The organism is Erwinia sorbitola (genome assembly GCF_009738185.1).
GTDB lineage: Bacteria > Pseudomonadota > Gammaproteobacteria > Enterobacterales > Enterobacteriaceae > Erwinia > Erwinia sorbitola.
Window position 1 is genome coordinate 2,800,523 of record NZ_CP046509.1, and the last position, 17,346, is coordinate 2,817,868.

The following is a 17,346-nucleotide window of genomic DNA, read 5'->3' on the forward strand; positions in this document are numbered from 1 at the left end:
GAGAGTTTAAAGATATTGCTGGTCACACGATGACTCCTTACAGATACAGGTAGAGACGAACTTTGCTCGCCGTCAGATTACCGGTTTGAGATGAAATTTCGGCTTTACCATGGGCTGGCACCATCAGGGTTGTTGGTCGCTCAAACGGCAAAATCTCCAGCCCTTTATCATCATACCAGTAGAAGCGGTAGGTCACCTTAACCGGCTTTTCCTGCTGATTGAATAGTACCGTTGACGCGCGCTGCTGCCCTTCTGTCTCACGGATGGTCGGCTCATCGGTTGTGATCCCCGCCGACAACACCGATGACTCCATCACCAGAGACTGTGAGGTATTGATGGTGGTGCGATCGCTGCTGCATCCGGCTAACGCAATCATAAACGTAATGGCCGTCAGGCTTGCCCGCATAGCATTTTGTCCGTTTTTGTTGGCATTCACGATGTCAGCATAGGGCCTAAAGGACGGCCACCGACAAGGTGCAGGTGGATGTGATAAACCTCCTGACCGCCGTGTTTATTGCAGTTCATGATCAGTCGATAGCCGTCTTCCGCAATCCCTTCATCTTTTGCGATTTTCGCCGCTACGGTGATCATGCGCCCCAGCGCAGCTTCATGCCCGGCCACCGCATCGTTAGCGGTAGGGATAAGCAGGTTCGGCACAATCAGAATATGGGTGGGTGCCTGTGGCGAGATATCGCGAAACGCTGTGACCAGTTCGTCCTGATAAACGATGTTGGCCGGAATTTCACGGCGGATAATTTTACTGAATATCGTTTCTTCAGCCATGCTGGCTCTCCTTATGATCGAGTCAATAACGTTACCGCAGTATGAGCGAGAAAATCGTTTTCTTTCAACCTGCAACTGACTTTTCTTTCGTTAATCGTTCGCCTTTACATCATTTCATCAGTGCCGGGCTTCCGCGTTAAGGCTTTTGGGTCACCCCTCACAAAAATGAACCGCTAATTCCGCTAAAAACAAAACACTGTTTTATAAATTATGACATATGGCATCCCGATAAAGGATATTTTGCCATTCCCACCTGCCTGTTGGCAAAAACGGCAAGGTTCGTCCGCTTCTGAGGCTCTATTTTTTCAGCATCCGTCTGAGTTGTCCGGAATCTGTGGTTGAAACCACCCTACTGCGCAAGGAGTTGTCCTGATGCACACTCGTAAGATCGGACTGGCAAATTATCTCGCCTACGGTTCGGGGGATTTCCTCGGTGCCGGAACCACGGCGCTGACCGCCGCATGGCTACTCTATTTCTACACCACCTTCTGTGGCCTGACGCCAATTGAAGCGACCTTTATCTTTGCCCTTGCCCGGGTACTGGACGCGGTGATCAGCCCGCTGATGGGCTTTCTTACCGATAATTTCGGCAGCACCCGGCTGGGAAAACGTTTTGGCCGCCGTAAGTTCTTTATTCTGCTCGGCATCCCCTGCGTATTCAGCTACAGCCTGATGTGGGTCGGTGATATGAGCTACCTGTGGTATCTGCTTACCTACCTGCTGTTTGATATTGTCTACACCATGGTACTGGTACCGTATGAAACGCTGGTACCGGAGATGACTGACGATTTTAAACAGAAAACCCGTTTTTCCGGTGCACGTATTGCTCTCGCCCAGCTTTCGGCCATCTTAGCCGCCTTTCTGCCGGGGATCCTGCTGGGGATCTTCGGCAAAGACAATGCCATCTCATTCTTCTACTCCAGCCTGGTATTCTCCACTATTTGCGCCATCGTGCTGGCCCTGGTGTGGTTCTTCACCTGGGAACGCCCGGCGGATGCGCTGTCGGAGGAGTCGAAACGCGCCGAGGCAGAGAGAAAACAGCTAACGCTGGGTCAGAGCCTGAAACGGCTGTATGTCGAACTCAGTTCGACGCTACGCATCCGTATTTTTCGCCAGCATCTTGGCATGTATCTCGGTGGCTATATCGCCCAGGACGTATTTAACGCGGTGTTTACCTGGTATGTGGTGTTTGTCCTGATGCAGAGCGCACAGCTGGCCTCTAACCTGATGGGCACCATGGCGGTACTGCAATTTATCGCAGTGATTGGCATGATCCCGCTCTGCATCCGCATCGGCCCTGCTCCGGCCTATCGTCTGGTTGTGGTGCTGTTCGCTGCCAGCGCCCTCTCTTACTGTCTGCTGTGGTATGCAGGTATGAGCAACAATCTGGCGCTGCTGGTGCTGATTTCTGCAATGGCCGGCCTCGGGCGTGGCGGCATTAACTATGTTCCCTGGAATATTTATACCTATATCGCTGATGTGGATGAAGCAATTACCGGCCAGCGGCGTGAAGGCATCTTTGCCGGGATTATGACGCTGACGCGTAAAGCTTCTCAGGCGGGTGCGGTGATGATCGTCGGCATCGTGCTGCAACTCTCCGGGTTTGTCTCGGGGCGGCCAGAGCAGCTGCCGCAGGTGGGCCATACCATCGTCTTTATCCTCAGCGTGGGGACGCTGGTGATGCTGACGTTCGGCTTTATTATCTCACTGCGTTTCAAGCTCAATCTTGCCACTCACCACACCCTGCGCGCAGAGACCCACAAAATGCGACTGGCAGATGGTGTGGTTCCGCAGCAGCTCACCCCACAGGCACGCGCGGTGGTCGAAACCTTGACGGGTATGCCGTATGAGAATCTGTGGGGCAACAACAATATTGGTTACCTCAATCGAAATAAACCTCAGGCGGCTGCGCTGTCAGAAACACGCGTCGCCTTCCCTGCTATCCGACCTCAGGAGCATCAAGATGACAGTTTATCCGGTTAAGCACAGCGCGCTGCTACGTCAGCCCGAATTCCTGCTGCCCCGCGCCTCACTACAGCAGCTGATTACCCGTCTCAGTGACAATCTGGTGGGCATTACCGATAGCAGCGGTGAGTTTTTGCTGCGCCTTGATGATGGCCGGGTGATTGATACCAAAGGCTGGGCCGGATGGGAATGGACGCACGGTATCGGGCTGTACGGCATGTACCACTACTACCAGCAGACTGGCGACAAACAGACGCTGCAACGTATTGATGACTGGTTCCGCGCGCGTTTACAGGAAGGCACGCCAACCAAAAATGTTAATACAGTCTGCCCGCTGCTTACCCTCGCCTGTCGCTATGAAGAGAGTCGTGACCCGGCGCTAATGCCGGTGCTGGAGCGCTGGGCGGAGTGGGTCATGTATGAAATGCCGCGCACTGAGCATAACGGTATTCAGCATCTGGTTTACAACAATGAAAATCACCAGCAGATGTGGGATGACACGCTGATGATGTGCGTAATGCCACTGGCAAAAATCGGTCAGCTGCTTGATCGCCCTGAGTTCGTGGAAGAAGCGACCTATCAGTTTCTGCTGCATACGCAATATCTGATGGATCGCCAGAGTGGCCTGTGGTTCCACGGCTGGACGTTTGATGGTCATCATAACTTCGCTAACGCCCGCTGGGCGCGTGGTAACAGCTGGCTGACGATTGCCATTCCTGATTTTTTAGAGCTGATGAACTGGCCGGAACAGCATGCCACCCGGCGCTATCTGCTTCAGATACTGGAAACTCAGGTGAAAGCGCTGGCGGATTGCCAGCACGAAAGCGGGCTGTGGCATACGCTGCTGGACGATCGCGATTCCTATCTGGAAGCCTCGGCGACCGCAGGTTTTGCCTACGGTATCCTAAAAGCGGTACGTAAACGCTATCTGAGCCGCGACTATTATCCGGTTGCTGAACGGGCGTTGAAAGGAGTGATGGAACATATCAATGATGAGGGTGAGCTGACGCAGGTGTCATTTGGTACGGCAATGGGGAGCGATCTGGAGTATTACCGCCAGATCCCGCTAACCTCAATGCCCTACGGCCAGGCGATGGCGCTGCTGTGTATGACGGAGTATCTGCGGGTATATCTCTGAGCATAGAAAAAGGGGCGCTTATGCGCCCCTTTTTCCGATGATAATGTCGTAATCAATTATGAGTTACGAATGAAATCATCCATATCAGTTTTCAGGTTATCGGATTTAGTACCGAAAATCGCCTGAACGCCTGAACCTGCCACGACAACGCCTGCCGCACCCAGTTTCTTCAGTCCAGCCTGGTCAACTTTGCTCACATCGGCCACGCTGACACGCAGACGGGTGATGCAGGCATCCAGGTTGGTGATGTTCTCTTTACCGCCGAATGCTGCTACCAGGTTAGCCGCCATTTCATTGGCGTTACCCACGGTCTGCTCGCTGGTCGTTTCTTCACGACCCGGGGTTTTGAGATCCAGCTTGGCGATCAGTACACGGAAGATGGTGTAGTAGATCAGGCCATAAATGATACCGACAATCGGGAACAGCCAGATTTTGCTGCTGTTACCGCTCAGTACGATAAAGTCGATCAGGCCGTGAGAGAAGCTGGTACCGTCACGCATACCCAGCAGGATACAGATTGGGAATGCCAGGCCTGCCAGAATCGCGTGGATTGCATACAGGATTGGTGCCACGAACATGAACGAGAACTCGATCGGTTCGGTAATACCAGTCAGGAATGAGGTCAGCGCAGCGGAGATCATGATACCGCCCACTTTGGCACGGTTCTCAGGTTTAGCTGAGTGCCAGATAGCAATCGCCGCAGCCGGCAGACCGTACATTTTGAACAGGAAGCCACCTGACAGTTTACCTGCGGTCGGGTCACCCGCCATATAGCGTGGGATATCACCGTGGAATACCTGACCTGCGGCATTGGTGAACTCACCAATTTGCATCTGGAAAGGAACGTTCCAGATGTGATGCAGACCGAATGGTACCAGTGCACGCTCAACCACACCGTAGATGCCGAATGCCACTACCGGGTTCTGATACGCCGCCCACTGTGAGAACTCCTGAATCGCCGTTCCGATTGGAGGCCAGATAAAGGAGAGCGCTACACCGAGGAAGATCGCGGTAAAACCGGAGATGATCGGAACGAAACGTTTACCCGCAAAGAAGCCCAGGTACTCAGGCAGCTTGATGCGATAGAAGCGGTTAAACATATACGCAGCGATGGAACCGGCGATGATGCCGCCCAGCACACCAGTATCCGCCAGGTGTTTCGCCGCAATTTCTTCGGCAGGCAGATGTAATACCAGTGGTGCCACAACTGCCATGGTTTTCACCATGATGCCGTAAGCCACAACTGAGGCCAGTGCGGAAACACCGTCGTTGTTGGTGAAGCCCAGCGCAACACCGATAGCGAAGATCAGCGGCATGTTAGCAAACACTGAACCACCGGCTTCGGCCATAACATGAGAAACTACCGCTGGCAGCCAGGCGAAGTTAGCAGAGCCAACACCGAGCAGGATCCCCGCAATCGGCAGCACCGATACGGGCAACATCAGCGATTTACCGACCTTTTGCAGGTTCGCAAATGCATTTTTGAACATAGTTATAAAGCTCCTGAGTATGAGTGCTTTTTTTCGCGCTGTGCGCGTTGCAAAGGGGGAGGATCCTTTGCGGGTGCTACAAAATAAGGAGCGTCTAAAGCGCTCTCGGTATTTATTACGAAGGGTAAAATAAATCAGTGAAAATTAGTTTGATGGCTATCACGTTTCGTTGAACGCGCGTCACTTCTTTAGTAAAAATTGACAAAAAAAGCCAGTTTTTCGCACAAAAAAATGCAGAGCCTGATTCAGAGGCGCTGCACTTTACGACTTTTGCCTATTAATTACGAGCTATAAAAGAAATGTCGCTGCGGCTGTCAGTCTGACAGACGTGACATCGGCACATGGAACAGGCGAGAAAAGTTCTCCGTAGTCGCCTGCGCCATCTCAGCGATAGTCACACCTTTCACTACCGCCATGTATTCCGCCACATCGCGGGTATACGCGGGCTGATTTTCTTTACCACGATGAGGTACCGGAGCCAGATACGGCGAGTCGGTTTCAACCAGCATCCTGTCCAGCGGCACATAGCGGGCGGCTTCGCGGATCTGCTCGGCATTCTTAAAGGTAGCAATGCCGGAAAAGGAGATATAGAAGCCCATATCCAGCAGTTTTGCTGCGGTTTCACGGTCTTCAGTGAAACAGTGCAGTACGCCGCCGCAATCCTGCGCCTGCTCTTCTTGCAGGATTGCCAGGGTATCTGCCCGGGCATCGCGGGTGTGCACAATTACCGGTTTATTCAGATCGCGCCCGATACGGATATGTTCACGGAAGGATGCCTGCTGGCGCTCCATGGTCTCTTTTTGGTAAAAATAGTCCAGACCTGTTTCACCCATGGCAATAACTCGAGGATGGGCAGCCAGCTCACGCAGTTCAGCATAGTCATACTCTTCTTGCAGATGCAGCGGGTGCACCCCGCAGGAGTAAGCCACGTTCGGACGCTCGCCAATCAGGTCAACCATCGCTGAATAGCCCGGCAGCGTGGTCGCCACCGCCAGCATAAATTTCACATCACGAGCGGCGGCTTTTGCCAGCACATCCGACACATCCTGGTGCAGGGTTTCATAATTCAGGCCATCAAGGTGGCAATGGGAATCAACCAAAAACATAATTTACTCTCTAAAGCGGTGAACTGGCAGAGGCCGGGTTGAGCAGGGCCTCCCAGCTCAGTAACTGCTCAGTCAGCAGCAATTCACGATTTACAGCGACCACATTCAACAGGCGGTCACGACAGATGATCCACTGGCGCAGGCTGGCATCAATGGCGCTGGCAGGCAACAGGCTGGCAATCTGGATCACCTCCGCCTGCCGGTCGGGGTTGCTGATATATTGCCCTCCGCCCTGCTGCCACTTCACGGCATCCACCAGCAGTGAGCAGATCCAGCCGATACGCCGGGCGGCATCATCGTGATGTAACACGGTCAGCAGGCTCATAATATCGCCCTGTAATGCCGCAGGCAGTGCTTCGCAAACCCGCTGGCGCTGCTGCCAGATTTTATCATCCAGTAGCGCCAGGGCGGCCGCAGGTGCACCCGCCGACAGCCGGAGGGCAGCAGTGCGTTCGTTCAGCGCGGCGGCGGAGTTCTTTTGTAACCATTGCAGACTTTGGCCTTCGCCCGGAGGGGCCAGATGCCAGAGCAGGCAACGGCTGCGCAAGGTCGGCAGCAGACGGGATGGCTCACGGCTGCTAAGAAGAAACCAGGTATTTTTCGGCGGCTCTTCCAGCGTTTTCAACAGCGCATTTGCGGCAGCTTCGGTCAGCTGCCCGGCATCGGGCAGCCAGACCACTTTGGCCCCACCCTGCTGGGCATGATGATAGAGCTTCTCGGTGACGCTGCGCACGGCATCAATCCCGAGGGAATTTTTGCCCTTTTCTGCTTCCAGCCGGTACCAGTCCGGGTGAGTTCCTGCCAGCATCAGCTGACAGGAGTGACATTCACCGCAGCTTTTAACTCCGTCAGGCTGTTTACACATCAGCCAGCGGCTGATCCCCCAGATCAGGGCATCATCGCCCATTCCCGGCAATGCCTGAATCAGCAGCGCATGATGACCGCGCTGTGCCTGATGCTGGCTGAGGATCTGTCGGTAGCTGTGATTCAGCCACGGATACCATTTCATCGCTGTTCCTGTAACCACTGATCGAGGGTTTGGCGCAATGATGCGGTGACCTGATCCAGCGGCTGTGTCGCATCTACTGTTTTGATGCGGCTATCCGCAGCCGCCAGCTCAAGGTATCGCTCGCGCGTGCGGATAAAGAAGTTAAGAGACTCCTGCTCAATACGATCCAGCGCACCACGGGCACGAGCGCGTTGCAGCCCGATTTCCGGAGTGACATCAAGGTAGAGCGTCAGATCCGGGGAAAAGTCCCCCAGAACCGCCTGCTTAAGGCTGTGCATTAAGCCGCTGTCCATCTCACGACCGCCCCCCTGGTAGGCCTGAGAGGAGAGGTCATGACGGTCACCCACGACCCAGGCACCGCGCGCCAGTGCCGGTTTAATGACATTTTCAACTAACTGTACCCGGGCGGCATAAAGCATTAATAGCTCCGCCTGAGCGGTAATCGGCTCATCGTTAATGCCCTGCTTAATCAGCTCGCGAAGCTTCTCAGCCAACGGAGTGCCGCCGGGTTCGCGCGTAAAGACAATGTCGTTAATGCCATGGCGCCGGAGTTCACTGACCACCGCATCACGAGCGGTAGTTTTCCCTGCGCCTTCCAGGCCTTCAATAACGATAAATTTACTGTTCATTTTTTCCCTTCATCGCCTGGCGATATACCTGCACGGCTTTATTATGACTGGCCAGATTGGTGGTAAACGTATGACCACCCTTTCCATCGGCCACAAAATAGAGGAAGTCGGTCTTATCCGGATGTGCTGCCGCAGCCACTGATGCTTTGCCTGGCATCGCAATCGGGCCTGGCGGCAGGCCGCTAATCGTATAGGTGTTATACGCAGTCGGCCTCTCCAGATCCTTTCGCGTCAGGGTGCCTTTGTAGGCATCCCCCATTCCGTAGATGACGGTCGGGTCGGTTTGCAGGCGCATGCCCAGACGCAGACGGTTAATAAACACTGAAGCCACGCGGCTGCGCTCGTCGCTGACCGCCGTCTCTTTCTCAATAATTGAGGCCATGGTCAGCATATCATTTTTGCTTTTGTACGGCAGGTTATCCATTTTGCCCTGCCACTCTTTATCCACCAGCTCTTTCATCCGTTCATGAGCACGTTTCAGCAGCGCAACGTCGCTGGTATTGGCGGTATAGAGATAAGTATCTGGATAGAACCAGCCTTCAACGCCCGCCTGCTCACCTTCCAGTTTCAATGCCGCAGCAACGGTCGCGAGTTTGTCGTCTTCCAGGGTGTGCCTGATGTAAGGCGCATTGCGTAACTGACTCAGCCACTCCTGCATACGCGTACCCTCAACGAAACGCAGCGGAAACTGCGCCTCTTTGCCGCTGGCCAGTAACTCCAGCATCTGCCGCACGGTCATATCAGGGGTAAAACGATAGGTTCCGGCTTTGAATTTTGCCAGTTCCGGTTCCAGCTTTAACAGAATGCCAAACCACGGGCCGCTGCGCACAATGTGCTTCGACTCAAGCTGCGCTTCAAGTACCACACGCCCTGAGCCTGCTGGCAGGGTGAAGATAGTCTCTTTATCAATCGTCAGCGCAGAGTCAGCAAACTGGCGTGTTTGCCAGTAGCCATAGGCGGCCGTCAGCAGCACTAAAGTGAGCAGAACCACAATAATTTTTCGGATTTTAGTCATGAAAGTCCCACATCATTCATTATGGTGGCAGAGCAGAGCAAAAAGCTGGCGCGATGAATAATGCCAGCTCTCAGCCTGATAAACCGGTAATACGGGCATCAGTGCGTTGGTGATCAGCACTTCTTCTGCCGCTGCCAGAGCGTCAATGCCGACACGTACTTCTTTCAGGGTAAACCCCGACTGAACCACCTGTTGCATAACCCACTGCCGTTGAATACCGTTAACGCCTGACGCGCTTAAATCAGGGGTAAACACCTGATTTCCCGTGCGCCAGAATAAATTAGCCGCACAGCATTCCACCAGCAGAGCGTCACTGTCAAGCACCAGCGCCTCATCGGCGCCAGTCTGCTCAAGCTCTGTGCGAATCAGTACCTGCTCAAGGCGGTTAAGGTGCTTGATTCCGGCAAGCTGAGGGTTTTTACCCAGGCGTACGCTGCTCAGGGCCAGCCGGACGCCGGTTTGGCGTAGCGAATGATAATGGGCGGGATAGTCAGAGATTGACATAATTCGCGCCGGGGCAGCGCATCCCGTCGCACTGTAGCCACGACCGCCGCTGCCGCGTGTCAGAATGACTTTCAATACGCCGTCACTGCGGGTTGTCGCGGCAAAGCTCATTTCGTTTTCGAGCCGTCGCCAGTCAACCCCGTCAATTTTCAGACGTTCACAGGCCTGCTGTAAACGCTTAAGGTGAGCCTCAATCCGCTGCACACGTCCCTGGTGGACACGCGCCGTGGTAAAACAGCCGTCACCGAACTGTACTGCGCGATCGCGGGCTTCGATACTGTCCCGCATTTCACCATTGACCCACATATTGCTCACTCCACGTTATCTTCCGCTGCCAAGATTACCTGCCAATCCCGCCAGAATCATCTGATTGTCGTGCGCCTGCAGCCACAATAAAAAAAGGCCCGCACTGTGCGGACCTTTTTTTCGGACAGTACAAACTCAGATCTTACGGAAAATCAGCGAACCATTGGTACCGCCGAAACCGAAGGAGTTACACAGGGTGTACTCCAGGCCTTTTGTCTGACGCGCCGTATGCGGAACAAAATCAAGATCGCAACCTTCATCCGGATTATCCAGATTTATGGTTGGCGGAATGACCTGGTCACGCAGTGCAAGAATAGTGAAGATCGACTCCACCGCGCCCGCCGCCCCTAACAGGTGGCCGGTCATGGATTTTGTCGAACTGACCATCACGCTGTGTGCACTTGCACCAAAGACAGACTTCACCGCCTGCGTTTCGGCTTTATCTCCGGCCGGCGTTGAAGTGCCGTGTGCGTTGATGTAACCGATTTGATCAGGTGAAAGCTGTGCGTCTTTCAGTGCATTTACCATCGCCAATGCCGCACCCGCACCATTTTCAGGTGGAGATGTCATATGGTAGGCATCGCTGCTCATACCAAAGCCGACGATTTCAGCGTAAATTTTCGCACCGCGTTTTTTCGCGTGTTCGTACTCTTCCAGCACCACCAGCCCTGCACCATCACCCAGTACAAAGCCATCACGATCTTTATCCCACGGACGGCTTGCCGCCTGCGGGTTGTCGTTGCGGGTGGAAAGCGCACGTGCAGCACCAAACCCACCTACACCCAGCGGCGTACTGGCTTTCTCTGCGCCACCGGCCAGCATCACGTCAGCATCGTTATACGCGATGATACGCGCAGCGTGACCAATGTTATGCACACCAGAAGTACAGGCAGTAGCGATGGAGATACTTGGGCCTTTCATGCCAAACATAATCGTCAGATGCCCGGCGATCATGTTAACAATGGTCGAAGGAACAAAGAACGGGCTGATTTTACGTGGGCCACCATTCACCAGAGAGGCGTGGTTTTCTTCAATAAGACCAAGACCGCCAATACCGGAACCGATAGCAGCACCAATACGTTCAGCGTTCTCTTCTGTAATTTCCAGGCCGGAATCCTGCATGGCCTGAATGCCAGCGACAACTCCATATTGGATGAAGGCGTCCATCTTGCGCTGATCTTTGCGCGAGATAAATTCATCACAATTAAAATCTTTTACTAAGCCAGCAAAACGCGTTGCGTAGGCACTAGTATCAAAATGGTCGATGAGGCTGATGCCACTCTGACCGGCAACAAGAGCATTCCAGGTGGACTCTACGGTATTGCCGACAGGAGACAACATGCCAAGACCAGTCACAACTACACGACGCTTAGACACGTTCGTCCTCCAGGGAGGGAAAAGTTGACACTGCGTGGGACGTTCAGATAAAACTCAGGCGGTCGAGCGACCGCCTGGAGATGTTCACTTATGCCTGGTGACCATTGATGTAATCAATAGCAGCCTGAACGGTAGTGATTTTCTCAGCTTCTTCGTCCGGAATCTCGGTATCGAACTCTTCTTCCAGAGCCATTACCAGCTCAACGGTATCAAGAGAATCAGCGCCCAGATCTTCTACAAAAGAGGCAGTATTAACAACTTCTTCCTGCTTAACGCCCAGCTGCTCGCCAATGATTTTCTTAACGCGTTCTTCGATAGTGCTCATACTATTAAATTTCCTATCAAAACTCGCTTTCGCGATGGTTTTCGTAGTGTATAAAATGTTGAAAAAGATGCAACTAAATCTCGGCTGGTCAAACCACGATTTTACGCTATTCTGCGGCCTTTACCCCAAATAACGCAAATAATTTCGTGATTTTTAGACCATATACATTCCGCCGTTGACGTGGAGCGTTTCACCAGTGATGTACGCAGCCTCGTCTGAAGCTAAAAATGCAACGGCATTAGCGATCTCCTGCGCGCCGCCGAGGCGACCTGCAGGAACTTCCGCCAGAATGCCCGCACGCTGATCTTCGCTCAGTGCACGCGTCATGTCGGTTTCAATAAAACCAGGTGCCACGACGTTGACAGTAATGCCACGGGACGCGATTTCACGCGCCAGTGACTTGCTAAAACCAATCAAACCCGCTTTTGCTGCTGCGTAGTTTGCCTGGCCCGCATTACCCATTGTTCCAACTACGGAGCCAATGGTAATAATTCGACCCGCACGTTTTTTCATCATGGCACGCATTACAGCTTTCGACAGCCGGAATACTGAAGTCAGATTTGTGTCAATGATATCCTGCCACTCATCATCCTTCATGCGCATCAGAAGATTATCACGCGTGATGCCTGCATTATTGACTAAAATGTCCACTTCGCCAAATTCGGCGCGAATTTTTTCTAAAACACTTTCAATTGAAGCGCTATCGGTGACGTTCAAAAGCAGGCCTTTGCCGTTATCACCCAGATAGGTACTGATAGCGTCAGCGCCGCTTTGGCTGGTCGCAGTGCCCACAACTTTGGCACCACGCGCCACCAGGGTCTCTGCAATCGCACGGCCGATCCCACGGCTTGCACCGGTTACCAGCGCGATTTTACCTTCAAAGTTCATGTTTATCTCCGTGTTATTGTTCAAGCGCCGCTGACAGGCTGGCCTGGTCATTTACCGCAGCCGCCGTCATGGTGTCAACAATACGTTTAGTGAGTCCGGTAAGAACTTTACCAGGGCCCACCTCAAGCAGCGACGTCACGCCCTGCCCGGCCATAAATTCTACACACTCTGTCCAACGCACTGGATTGTAAAGCTGACGTACCAGCGCGCTGCGAATAGCTTCTGCTGAAGTCTCGCACTTCACATCAACGTTATTCACTACCGGGAAGGCAGGTTCGTTGAAGGTTAACTGCTCAAGAGCAACGGCCAGTTTATCTGCCGCAGGCTTCATCAGTGCACAGTGTGACGGCACGCTGACAGGCAGCGGCAGTGCACGTTTAGCGCCAGCGGCCTTACAGGCAGCACCCGCACGCTCAACGGCTTCTTTGTTGCCAGCAATCACAACCTGGCCCGGTGAGTTAAAGTTCACCGGAGAGACAACCTGGCCCTGAGCAGACTCTTCACAGGCTTTGGCAATGGACGCATCGTCCAGACCAATGATTGCCTGCATTGCGCCAGTTCCTTCTGGAACGGCTTCCTGCATCAGCTGACCACGCAGTTCTACCAGTTTGATGGCATCTGCAAACGCAATGACACCAGCAGAAACCAGCGCACTGTACTCACCCAGGCTGTGCCCTGCAAGCATTGACGGCGCTTTTCCGCCTTTTTCCTGCCAAACGCGGAAAATGGCAACAGATGCAGCGAGTAAAGCAGGCTGAGTTTGCCATGTTTTGTTCAATTCTTCAGCAGGGCCTTGTTGCACCAGCTGCCAGAGATCGTAACCCAGTGCATCTGAAGCTTCGCGGAAGGTTTTTTCAACAAGCGGGTTTGTTGCAGCCAAATCGGCCAGCATACCTACCGTTTGCGATCCCTGTCCCGGGAACACCATTGCAAATTGCGTCATTGTGATTTCCTGTTAATCGCTATTTTTGCTTAATTAAAAGCGAACCAGTGCTGAACCCCAGGTGAACCCGCCACCAAAAGCTTCCAGCAGAATCAACTGCCCACGTTGAATACGGCCATCGCGTACCGCTTCATCCAGAGCGGTCGGCACGGAAGCGGCCGACGTGTTGCCATGGCGATCGAGCGTCACAACGACTTTATCCATGTCCATACCCAGTTTACGGGCGGTGGCGCTGATAATTCGTAGATTTGCCTGATGCGGTACCAGCCAGTCAATGGCCGAGCGATCCAGCTTATTGGCGGTCAGCGTTTCATCAACAATGTGGGCAAGTTCAGTCACCGCAACCTTGAACACTTCGTTACCCGCCATGGTGACGTAAGCTGGAGTGCTCTGATTGGCGCGATCCTGATTAGGCAGCGTCAGCAGTTGACCATAGCGGCCATCCGCGTGCAGATGCGTGGAGATAATTCCCGGCTCTTCGCTGGCACCCAGTACTGCTGCGCCTGCGCCATCACCAAACAGGATGATGGTGCCGCGATCGTTAGGATCGAGCATACGGGCCAGGACGTCAGCCCCGATCACCAGTGCATTTTTTACTGCGCCATTTTTGATGTACTGATCCGCCACACTCAGGGCATAGGTGAATCCCGCACAGGCGGCGGCAAGATCGAAGGAAGCGGCATCATCAATTCCCAGCATCTGCTGGATCATGCAGGCGGAGCTTGGGAAGGCGTGGCTGGACGAGGTGGTCGCCACCACGATCAGACCGATATCATTTTTATCGATACCCGCCATCTCCAGCGCGCGCTCTGCCGCATGGAAACCCATGGTTGCCACGGTTTCATCCGGGCCAGCAATACGACGTTCACGAATGCCAGTACGGGTGACAATCCACTCGTCCGACGTTTCCACCATTTTTTCCAGATCGGCGTTAGTCCGCACCTGCTCGGGCAAATAGCTGCCCGTACCGATAATCTTCGTATACATGTACGCTCAGTCACTCTTAGGTAATACAGCTTGAAGGCGGGCAGAAATCCGCTCAGGAACTTGCCGCCGCACCGCCTGCTCTGCCTGTTGGATCGCTACAGTAAATGCGCGTTGATTCGCCGCACCGTGACTCTTAATAACTGTGCCACGTAACCCTAACAGACAGGCGCCATTGTACTGGTCAGGATTGAGATGGCCGAATTTCTTCGCCAGACGCTTCTGGATCCAGCGCCCCAGTAATCTCAGCCACCAGGCTTTCTTTTTACCTTCGCCCTGTGATTTCAACAGCGAAAGAAACATTCTTACTACGCCTTCCATCGTTTTCAGCGTGACATTGCCTACAAAACCATCGCAAACAAGCACGTCTGTTTTACCGGTAAGAAGATCGTTGCCTTCAAGGTATCCAATATAGTTAAGTTCGGGCGAAGCGCGCAGTACAGCGGCAGCTTCACGTATAGAACTCAACCCTTTGGTCTCTTCCTGACCAATATTAAGTAATGCAACTCTCGGGCGATCGATGGCCAAAATTTCTTCGGCCATTACCGCTCCCATGACGGCAAACTGCACCAGCATAGCACTGTCGGAATCGACATTAGCGCCTAAATCCAGCACCACGGTTTTGCCATGCTGCTGATGCGGTAACACGGTCATTAACGCCGGACGATCAATGCCATCCAGCGGTTTTAATAATAATTTAGCCAACCCCATCAGTGCTCCGGTATTACCGGCACTGATACAGGCCTGCGCCTGTCCTGATTTCACCTGCTCCAGCGCAATACGCATAGAGCTTCCGCGACTGGCGCGGATCGCCTGTGAAGGCCTGGCATCACTGGCAATAACCGATTCGGCAGCAATGATCTGCAAACGTTCTCTGATAGCAGAATCAGCTTTGGCAAGTAATGACGTGATGGTGTCGGGATCACCGACCAGAAGGAGATGCAGATGCGGATTAGATTCCAGTGCCTGCAATGATGCAGGCACTGTCACGCAGGGGCCGAAGTCCCCGCCCATGGCATCTATCGCCAGGGTCAAACGTGTCAAAATAGCTCCGCGAACCGCGGAATTACTTAACGATGACCTTGCGACCGCGGTAGTAACCATCCGCAGTGATGTGGTGACGCAGATGAGTTTCGCCAGAAACTTTATCTACGGAAAGAGCTGCTGTGGTCAGCGCATCGTGTGAACGACGCATGCCACGTTTGGAACGGGTTGGTTTATTCTGTTGTACGGCCATGGACCTTACTCCTATTACTTACGCTTTAAACTGGCTAATACGGCAAATGGGTTTGGTTTTTCTGCCTCTGCAGGCAGTTTGCCAAAGACCATGTCCGCCTCGGACACTTCACAGTGTTCAGAATCATGCACCGGAACGACAGGCAGGGCGAGAATGATTTCATCCTCAACCATTGCCAGCAGATCGGTTTCGCCAAACTCGTTGACGTTGATCGGCTCGTACGCTTCCGGCAGTGCTTCTGCCTGTTCGTCAGTGACGACCGGGCTGAAACAGTACGTTACGTGGACATGCTGCGGAAAAGTATTGTTGCAGCGTTGGCAGCACAGCGTCACTGAAACTTCGGCCGTACCTTTCAGCACTGCCAGACGCTGTTCGTCGATCGCAAACGACATTACACATTCTACATCACTATCCACACTCACTACCGACTCGGCAATCCGCTCAACCTGTTCAGGGGTGTAAACACCCTGGTAGTCCAGGCGTTTTTGAGCGGTACGAGCCGCATCGAGAGTTAGGGGTAATTTTACCTTTTGCATAGGGCGCGCATATTAACTTTGTAACGACTTAGAGTCAAAGAAAAAGGCCGGTTTCCGACATCTTTCACCCGCTATTCGCATCCAGTGCGGCGCATAGTTTAAAATGCCTGACACTGATTCGCTATCTATTCTGGAAAAAATTATGCGCCACCTCGTATTAGCCTCTACATCGAGCTACCGAAAAGCTCTATTAGCCAAACTGGAGCTGCCGTTTATAACCGCTGCGCCCGAAGTGGATGAAACACCTCTCGCCAATGAAGATGCGACAGAACTGGTGGTACGACTGGCGACAGCCAAGGCACAGGTGCTGGCAGCGCGGTATCCGGATCACCTGATTATCGGTTCCGATCAGGTCTGCGTGGTGGCCGGAAAGATTTTAGGCAAACCGCACACTTCAGAGCGTGCTAAAGAGCAGCTGCGCGCAGCGAGCGGACATAGCGTGGTGTTTTATACCGGTCTGGCCCTTTATGACAGCCGCGATGGTGCCTTGCAGGTGCTCTGTGAGCCATTCAGCGTTGATTTTCGCACCCTGAGTGACGCAGAGATTGATTCCTACATCAGTAAGGAGCAGCCGCTTAACTGCGCTGGCAGCTTTAAAAGTGAAGGTCTGGGGATCACGCTGTTCGACCGCCTCTCAGGACGCGATCCTAATACGCTGGTAGGGCTGCCGCTGATTGCGCTGTGTGAGATGCTGAGAAAAGCCGGGGTTGATCCGTTAATGAAGGATCAAGGTTTGCCCCGCCATAAGTAATCGTCCCCGGGTCAGGCATGCCTGACCCCTACGGAGTGCAGAGATGCCGAAAATGTTAACACCGGGGTTAATCCATTAACGTAGTGGCGAGGCATGCCTCGCCATAAGCGGGTCAGGCATATCTGACCCCTACGGAGTGCAGAGGTGCCGAAAACGTTAACACCGGAGGTTGATCCATTAACGTAGTGGCGAGGCATGCCTCGCCATAAGCGGGTCAGGCATACCTGACCCCTACGGAGTGCAGAGGTGCCGAAAACGTTAACACCGGAGGTTGATCCATTAACGTAGTGGCGAGGCATGCCTCGCCATAAGCGATTCAGGCACGCCTGCCCCCTGCGGAGTGCAGAGGTGCCGAAAACG

At 53.4% G+C, this 17,346-nt stretch carries 19 protein-coding genes; 3 read left to right on the forward strand and 16 right to left on the reverse strand.

All coding sequences use genetic code 11. The features are described 5' to 3' along the window. Positions 1-37: 37 nt before the first annotated feature. Positions 38-406: a YcfL family putative periplasmic lipoprotein gene (locus GN242_RS12555; protein WP_154750779.1), complete on the reverse strand. Its 369-nt coding sequence runs from the start codon at positions 404-406 to the stop codon at positions 38-40. A gap of 26 nt (positions 407-432) precedes the next feature. After that, a complete protein-coding gene (hinT, locus tag GN242_RS12560; protein ID WP_154750778.1) occupies positions 433-783 on the reverse strand; it encodes a purine nucleoside phosphoramidase in 351 nt (116 codons plus the stop codon). Between the two features lie 372 nt (positions 784-1,155). Here hinT and GN242_RS12565 point away from each other — a divergent pair, with 372 nt between their 5' ends. Together GN242_RS12565 and bglB are read left to right on the forward strand one after the other, a co-directional pair. Beyond that, positions 1,156-2,766 carry an MFS transporter gene (locus GN242_RS12565; RefSeq protein ID WP_156287594.1) on the forward strand — a complete coding sequence of 537 codons (1,611 nt, stop codon included), beginning with the start codon at positions 1,156-1,158 and terminating at the stop codon, positions 2,764-2,766. Further along, positions 2,747-3,886, forward strand: a complete 1,140-nt coding sequence (gene bglB / locus GN242_RS12570) for a beta-galactosidase BglB (protein WP_156287595.1) — start codon at positions 2,747-2,749, stop codon at positions 3,884-3,886. Before GN242_RS12565 ends, bglB begins: the two co-directional genes overlap by 20 nt. 56 nt (positions 3,887-3,942) lie before the next feature. On the opposite strand, the gene ptsG is transcribed toward bglB, so the two are convergent. The 14 genes from ptsG to yceD all read right to left on the reverse strand — a co-directional run bounded on the left by ptsG (position 3,943) and on the right by yceD (position 16,235). Beyond that, positions 3,943-5,376 carry a PTS glucose transporter subunit IIBC gene (gene ptsG, locus GN242_RS12575; protein ID WP_154750775.1) on the reverse strand — a complete coding sequence of 478 codons (1,434 nt, stop codon included), beginning with the start codon at positions 5,374-5,376 and terminating at the stop codon, positions 3,943-3,945. A gap of 314 nt (positions 5,377-5,690) precedes the next feature. After that, entirely contained in the window at positions 5,691-6,482 is a 792-nt protein-coding gene (locus GN242_RS12580; protein ID WP_156287596.1) for a metal-dependent hydrolase, read from the reverse strand. Between the two features lie 10 nt (positions 6,483-6,492). After that, positions 6,493-7,491, reverse strand: a complete 999-nt coding sequence (gene holB / locus GN242_RS12585; RefSeq protein ID WP_154750773.1) for a DNA polymerase III subunit delta' — start codon at positions 7,489-7,491, stop codon at positions 6,493-6,495. Continuing rightward, positions 7,488-8,120, reverse strand: a complete 633-nt coding sequence (gene tmk / locus GN242_RS12590; RefSeq protein WP_154750772.1) for a dTMP kinase — start codon at positions 8,118-8,120, stop codon at positions 7,488-7,490. Before tmk ends, holB begins: the two co-directional genes overlap by 4 nt. After that, entirely contained in the window at positions 8,110-9,135 is a 1,026-nt protein-coding gene (gene yceG, locus GN242_RS12595; RefSeq protein WP_154750771.1) for a cell division protein YceG, read from the reverse strand. The genes tmk and yceG overlap by 11 nt, the downstream gene beginning before the upstream one ends. A 12-nt stretch (positions 9,136-9,147) precedes the next feature. Beyond that, positions 9,148-9,945, reverse strand: a complete 798-nt coding sequence (gene pabC / locus GN242_RS12600; protein ID WP_154750770.1) for an aminodeoxychorismate lyase — start codon at positions 9,943-9,945, stop codon at positions 9,148-9,150. Between the two features lie 135 nt (positions 9,946-10,080). Then, positions 10,081-11,322: a beta-ketoacyl-ACP synthase II gene (fabF, locus tag GN242_RS12605; protein ID WP_156287597.1), complete on the reverse strand. Its 1,242-nt coding sequence runs from the start codon at positions 11,320-11,322 to the stop codon at positions 10,081-10,083. 88 nt (positions 11,323-11,410) lie between these two features. Continuing rightward, positions 11,411-11,647 (reverse strand): acyl carrier protein, encoded by a 237-nt coding sequence (acpP, locus tag GN242_RS12610; protein ID WP_004157115.1) that lies wholly within the window; start codon positions 11,645-11,647, stop codon positions 11,411-11,413. Positions 11,648-11,800: 153 nt separating this feature from the next. Beyond that, complete coding sequence (fabG, locus tag GN242_RS12615; RefSeq protein WP_154750769.1) at positions 11,801-12,535, reverse strand: 3-oxoacyl-ACP reductase FabG; 735 nt, start codon at positions 12,533-12,535, stop codon at positions 11,801-11,803. Between the two features lie 13 nt (positions 12,536-12,548). Beyond that, the gene (gene fabD / locus GN242_RS12620) at positions 12,549-13,478 is read right to left on the reverse strand and encodes an ACP S-malonyltransferase (RefSeq protein WP_154750768.1); all 930 of its coding nucleotides are present in this window, start codon (positions 13,476-13,478) and stop codon (positions 12,549-12,551) included. A 33-nt stretch (positions 13,479-13,511) separates the two neighbouring features. Then, positions 13,512-14,465, reverse strand: coding sequence for a beta-ketoacyl-ACP synthase III (locus GN242_RS12625; RefSeq protein ID WP_154750767.1), 954 nt, complete (start codon positions 14,463-14,465; stop codon positions 13,512-13,514). Between the two features lie 6 nt (positions 14,466-14,471). Next, on the reverse strand, positions 14,472-15,506 hold the full coding sequence (gene plsX / locus GN242_RS12630; RefSeq protein ID WP_154750766.1) for a phosphate acyltransferase PlsX: 1,035 nt from the start codon (positions 15,504-15,506) through the stop codon (positions 14,472-14,474). Positions 15,507-15,528: 22 nt separating this feature from the next. Further along, positions 15,529-15,699 (reverse strand): 50S ribosomal protein L32, encoded by a 171-nt coding sequence (rpmF, locus tag GN242_RS12635; RefSeq protein WP_003849870.1) that lies wholly within the window; start codon positions 15,697-15,699, stop codon positions 15,529-15,531. Between the two features lie 14 nt (positions 15,700-15,713). Then, the gene (gene yceD / locus GN242_RS12640) at positions 15,714-16,235 is read right to left on the reverse strand and encodes a 23S rRNA accumulation protein YceD (RefSeq protein WP_154750765.1); all 522 of its coding nucleotides are present in this window, start codon (positions 16,233-16,235) and stop codon (positions 15,714-15,716) included. Positions 16,236-16,377: 142 nt separating this feature from the next. Between yceD and GN242_RS12645 the strand changes: the two genes are divergently transcribed. Next, positions 16,378-16,986 (forward strand): Maf family protein, encoded by a 609-nt coding sequence (locus GN242_RS12645; RefSeq protein WP_156287598.1) that lies wholly within the window; start codon positions 16,378-16,380, stop codon positions 16,984-16,986. Positions 16,987-17,346: the final 360 nt, after the last annotated feature.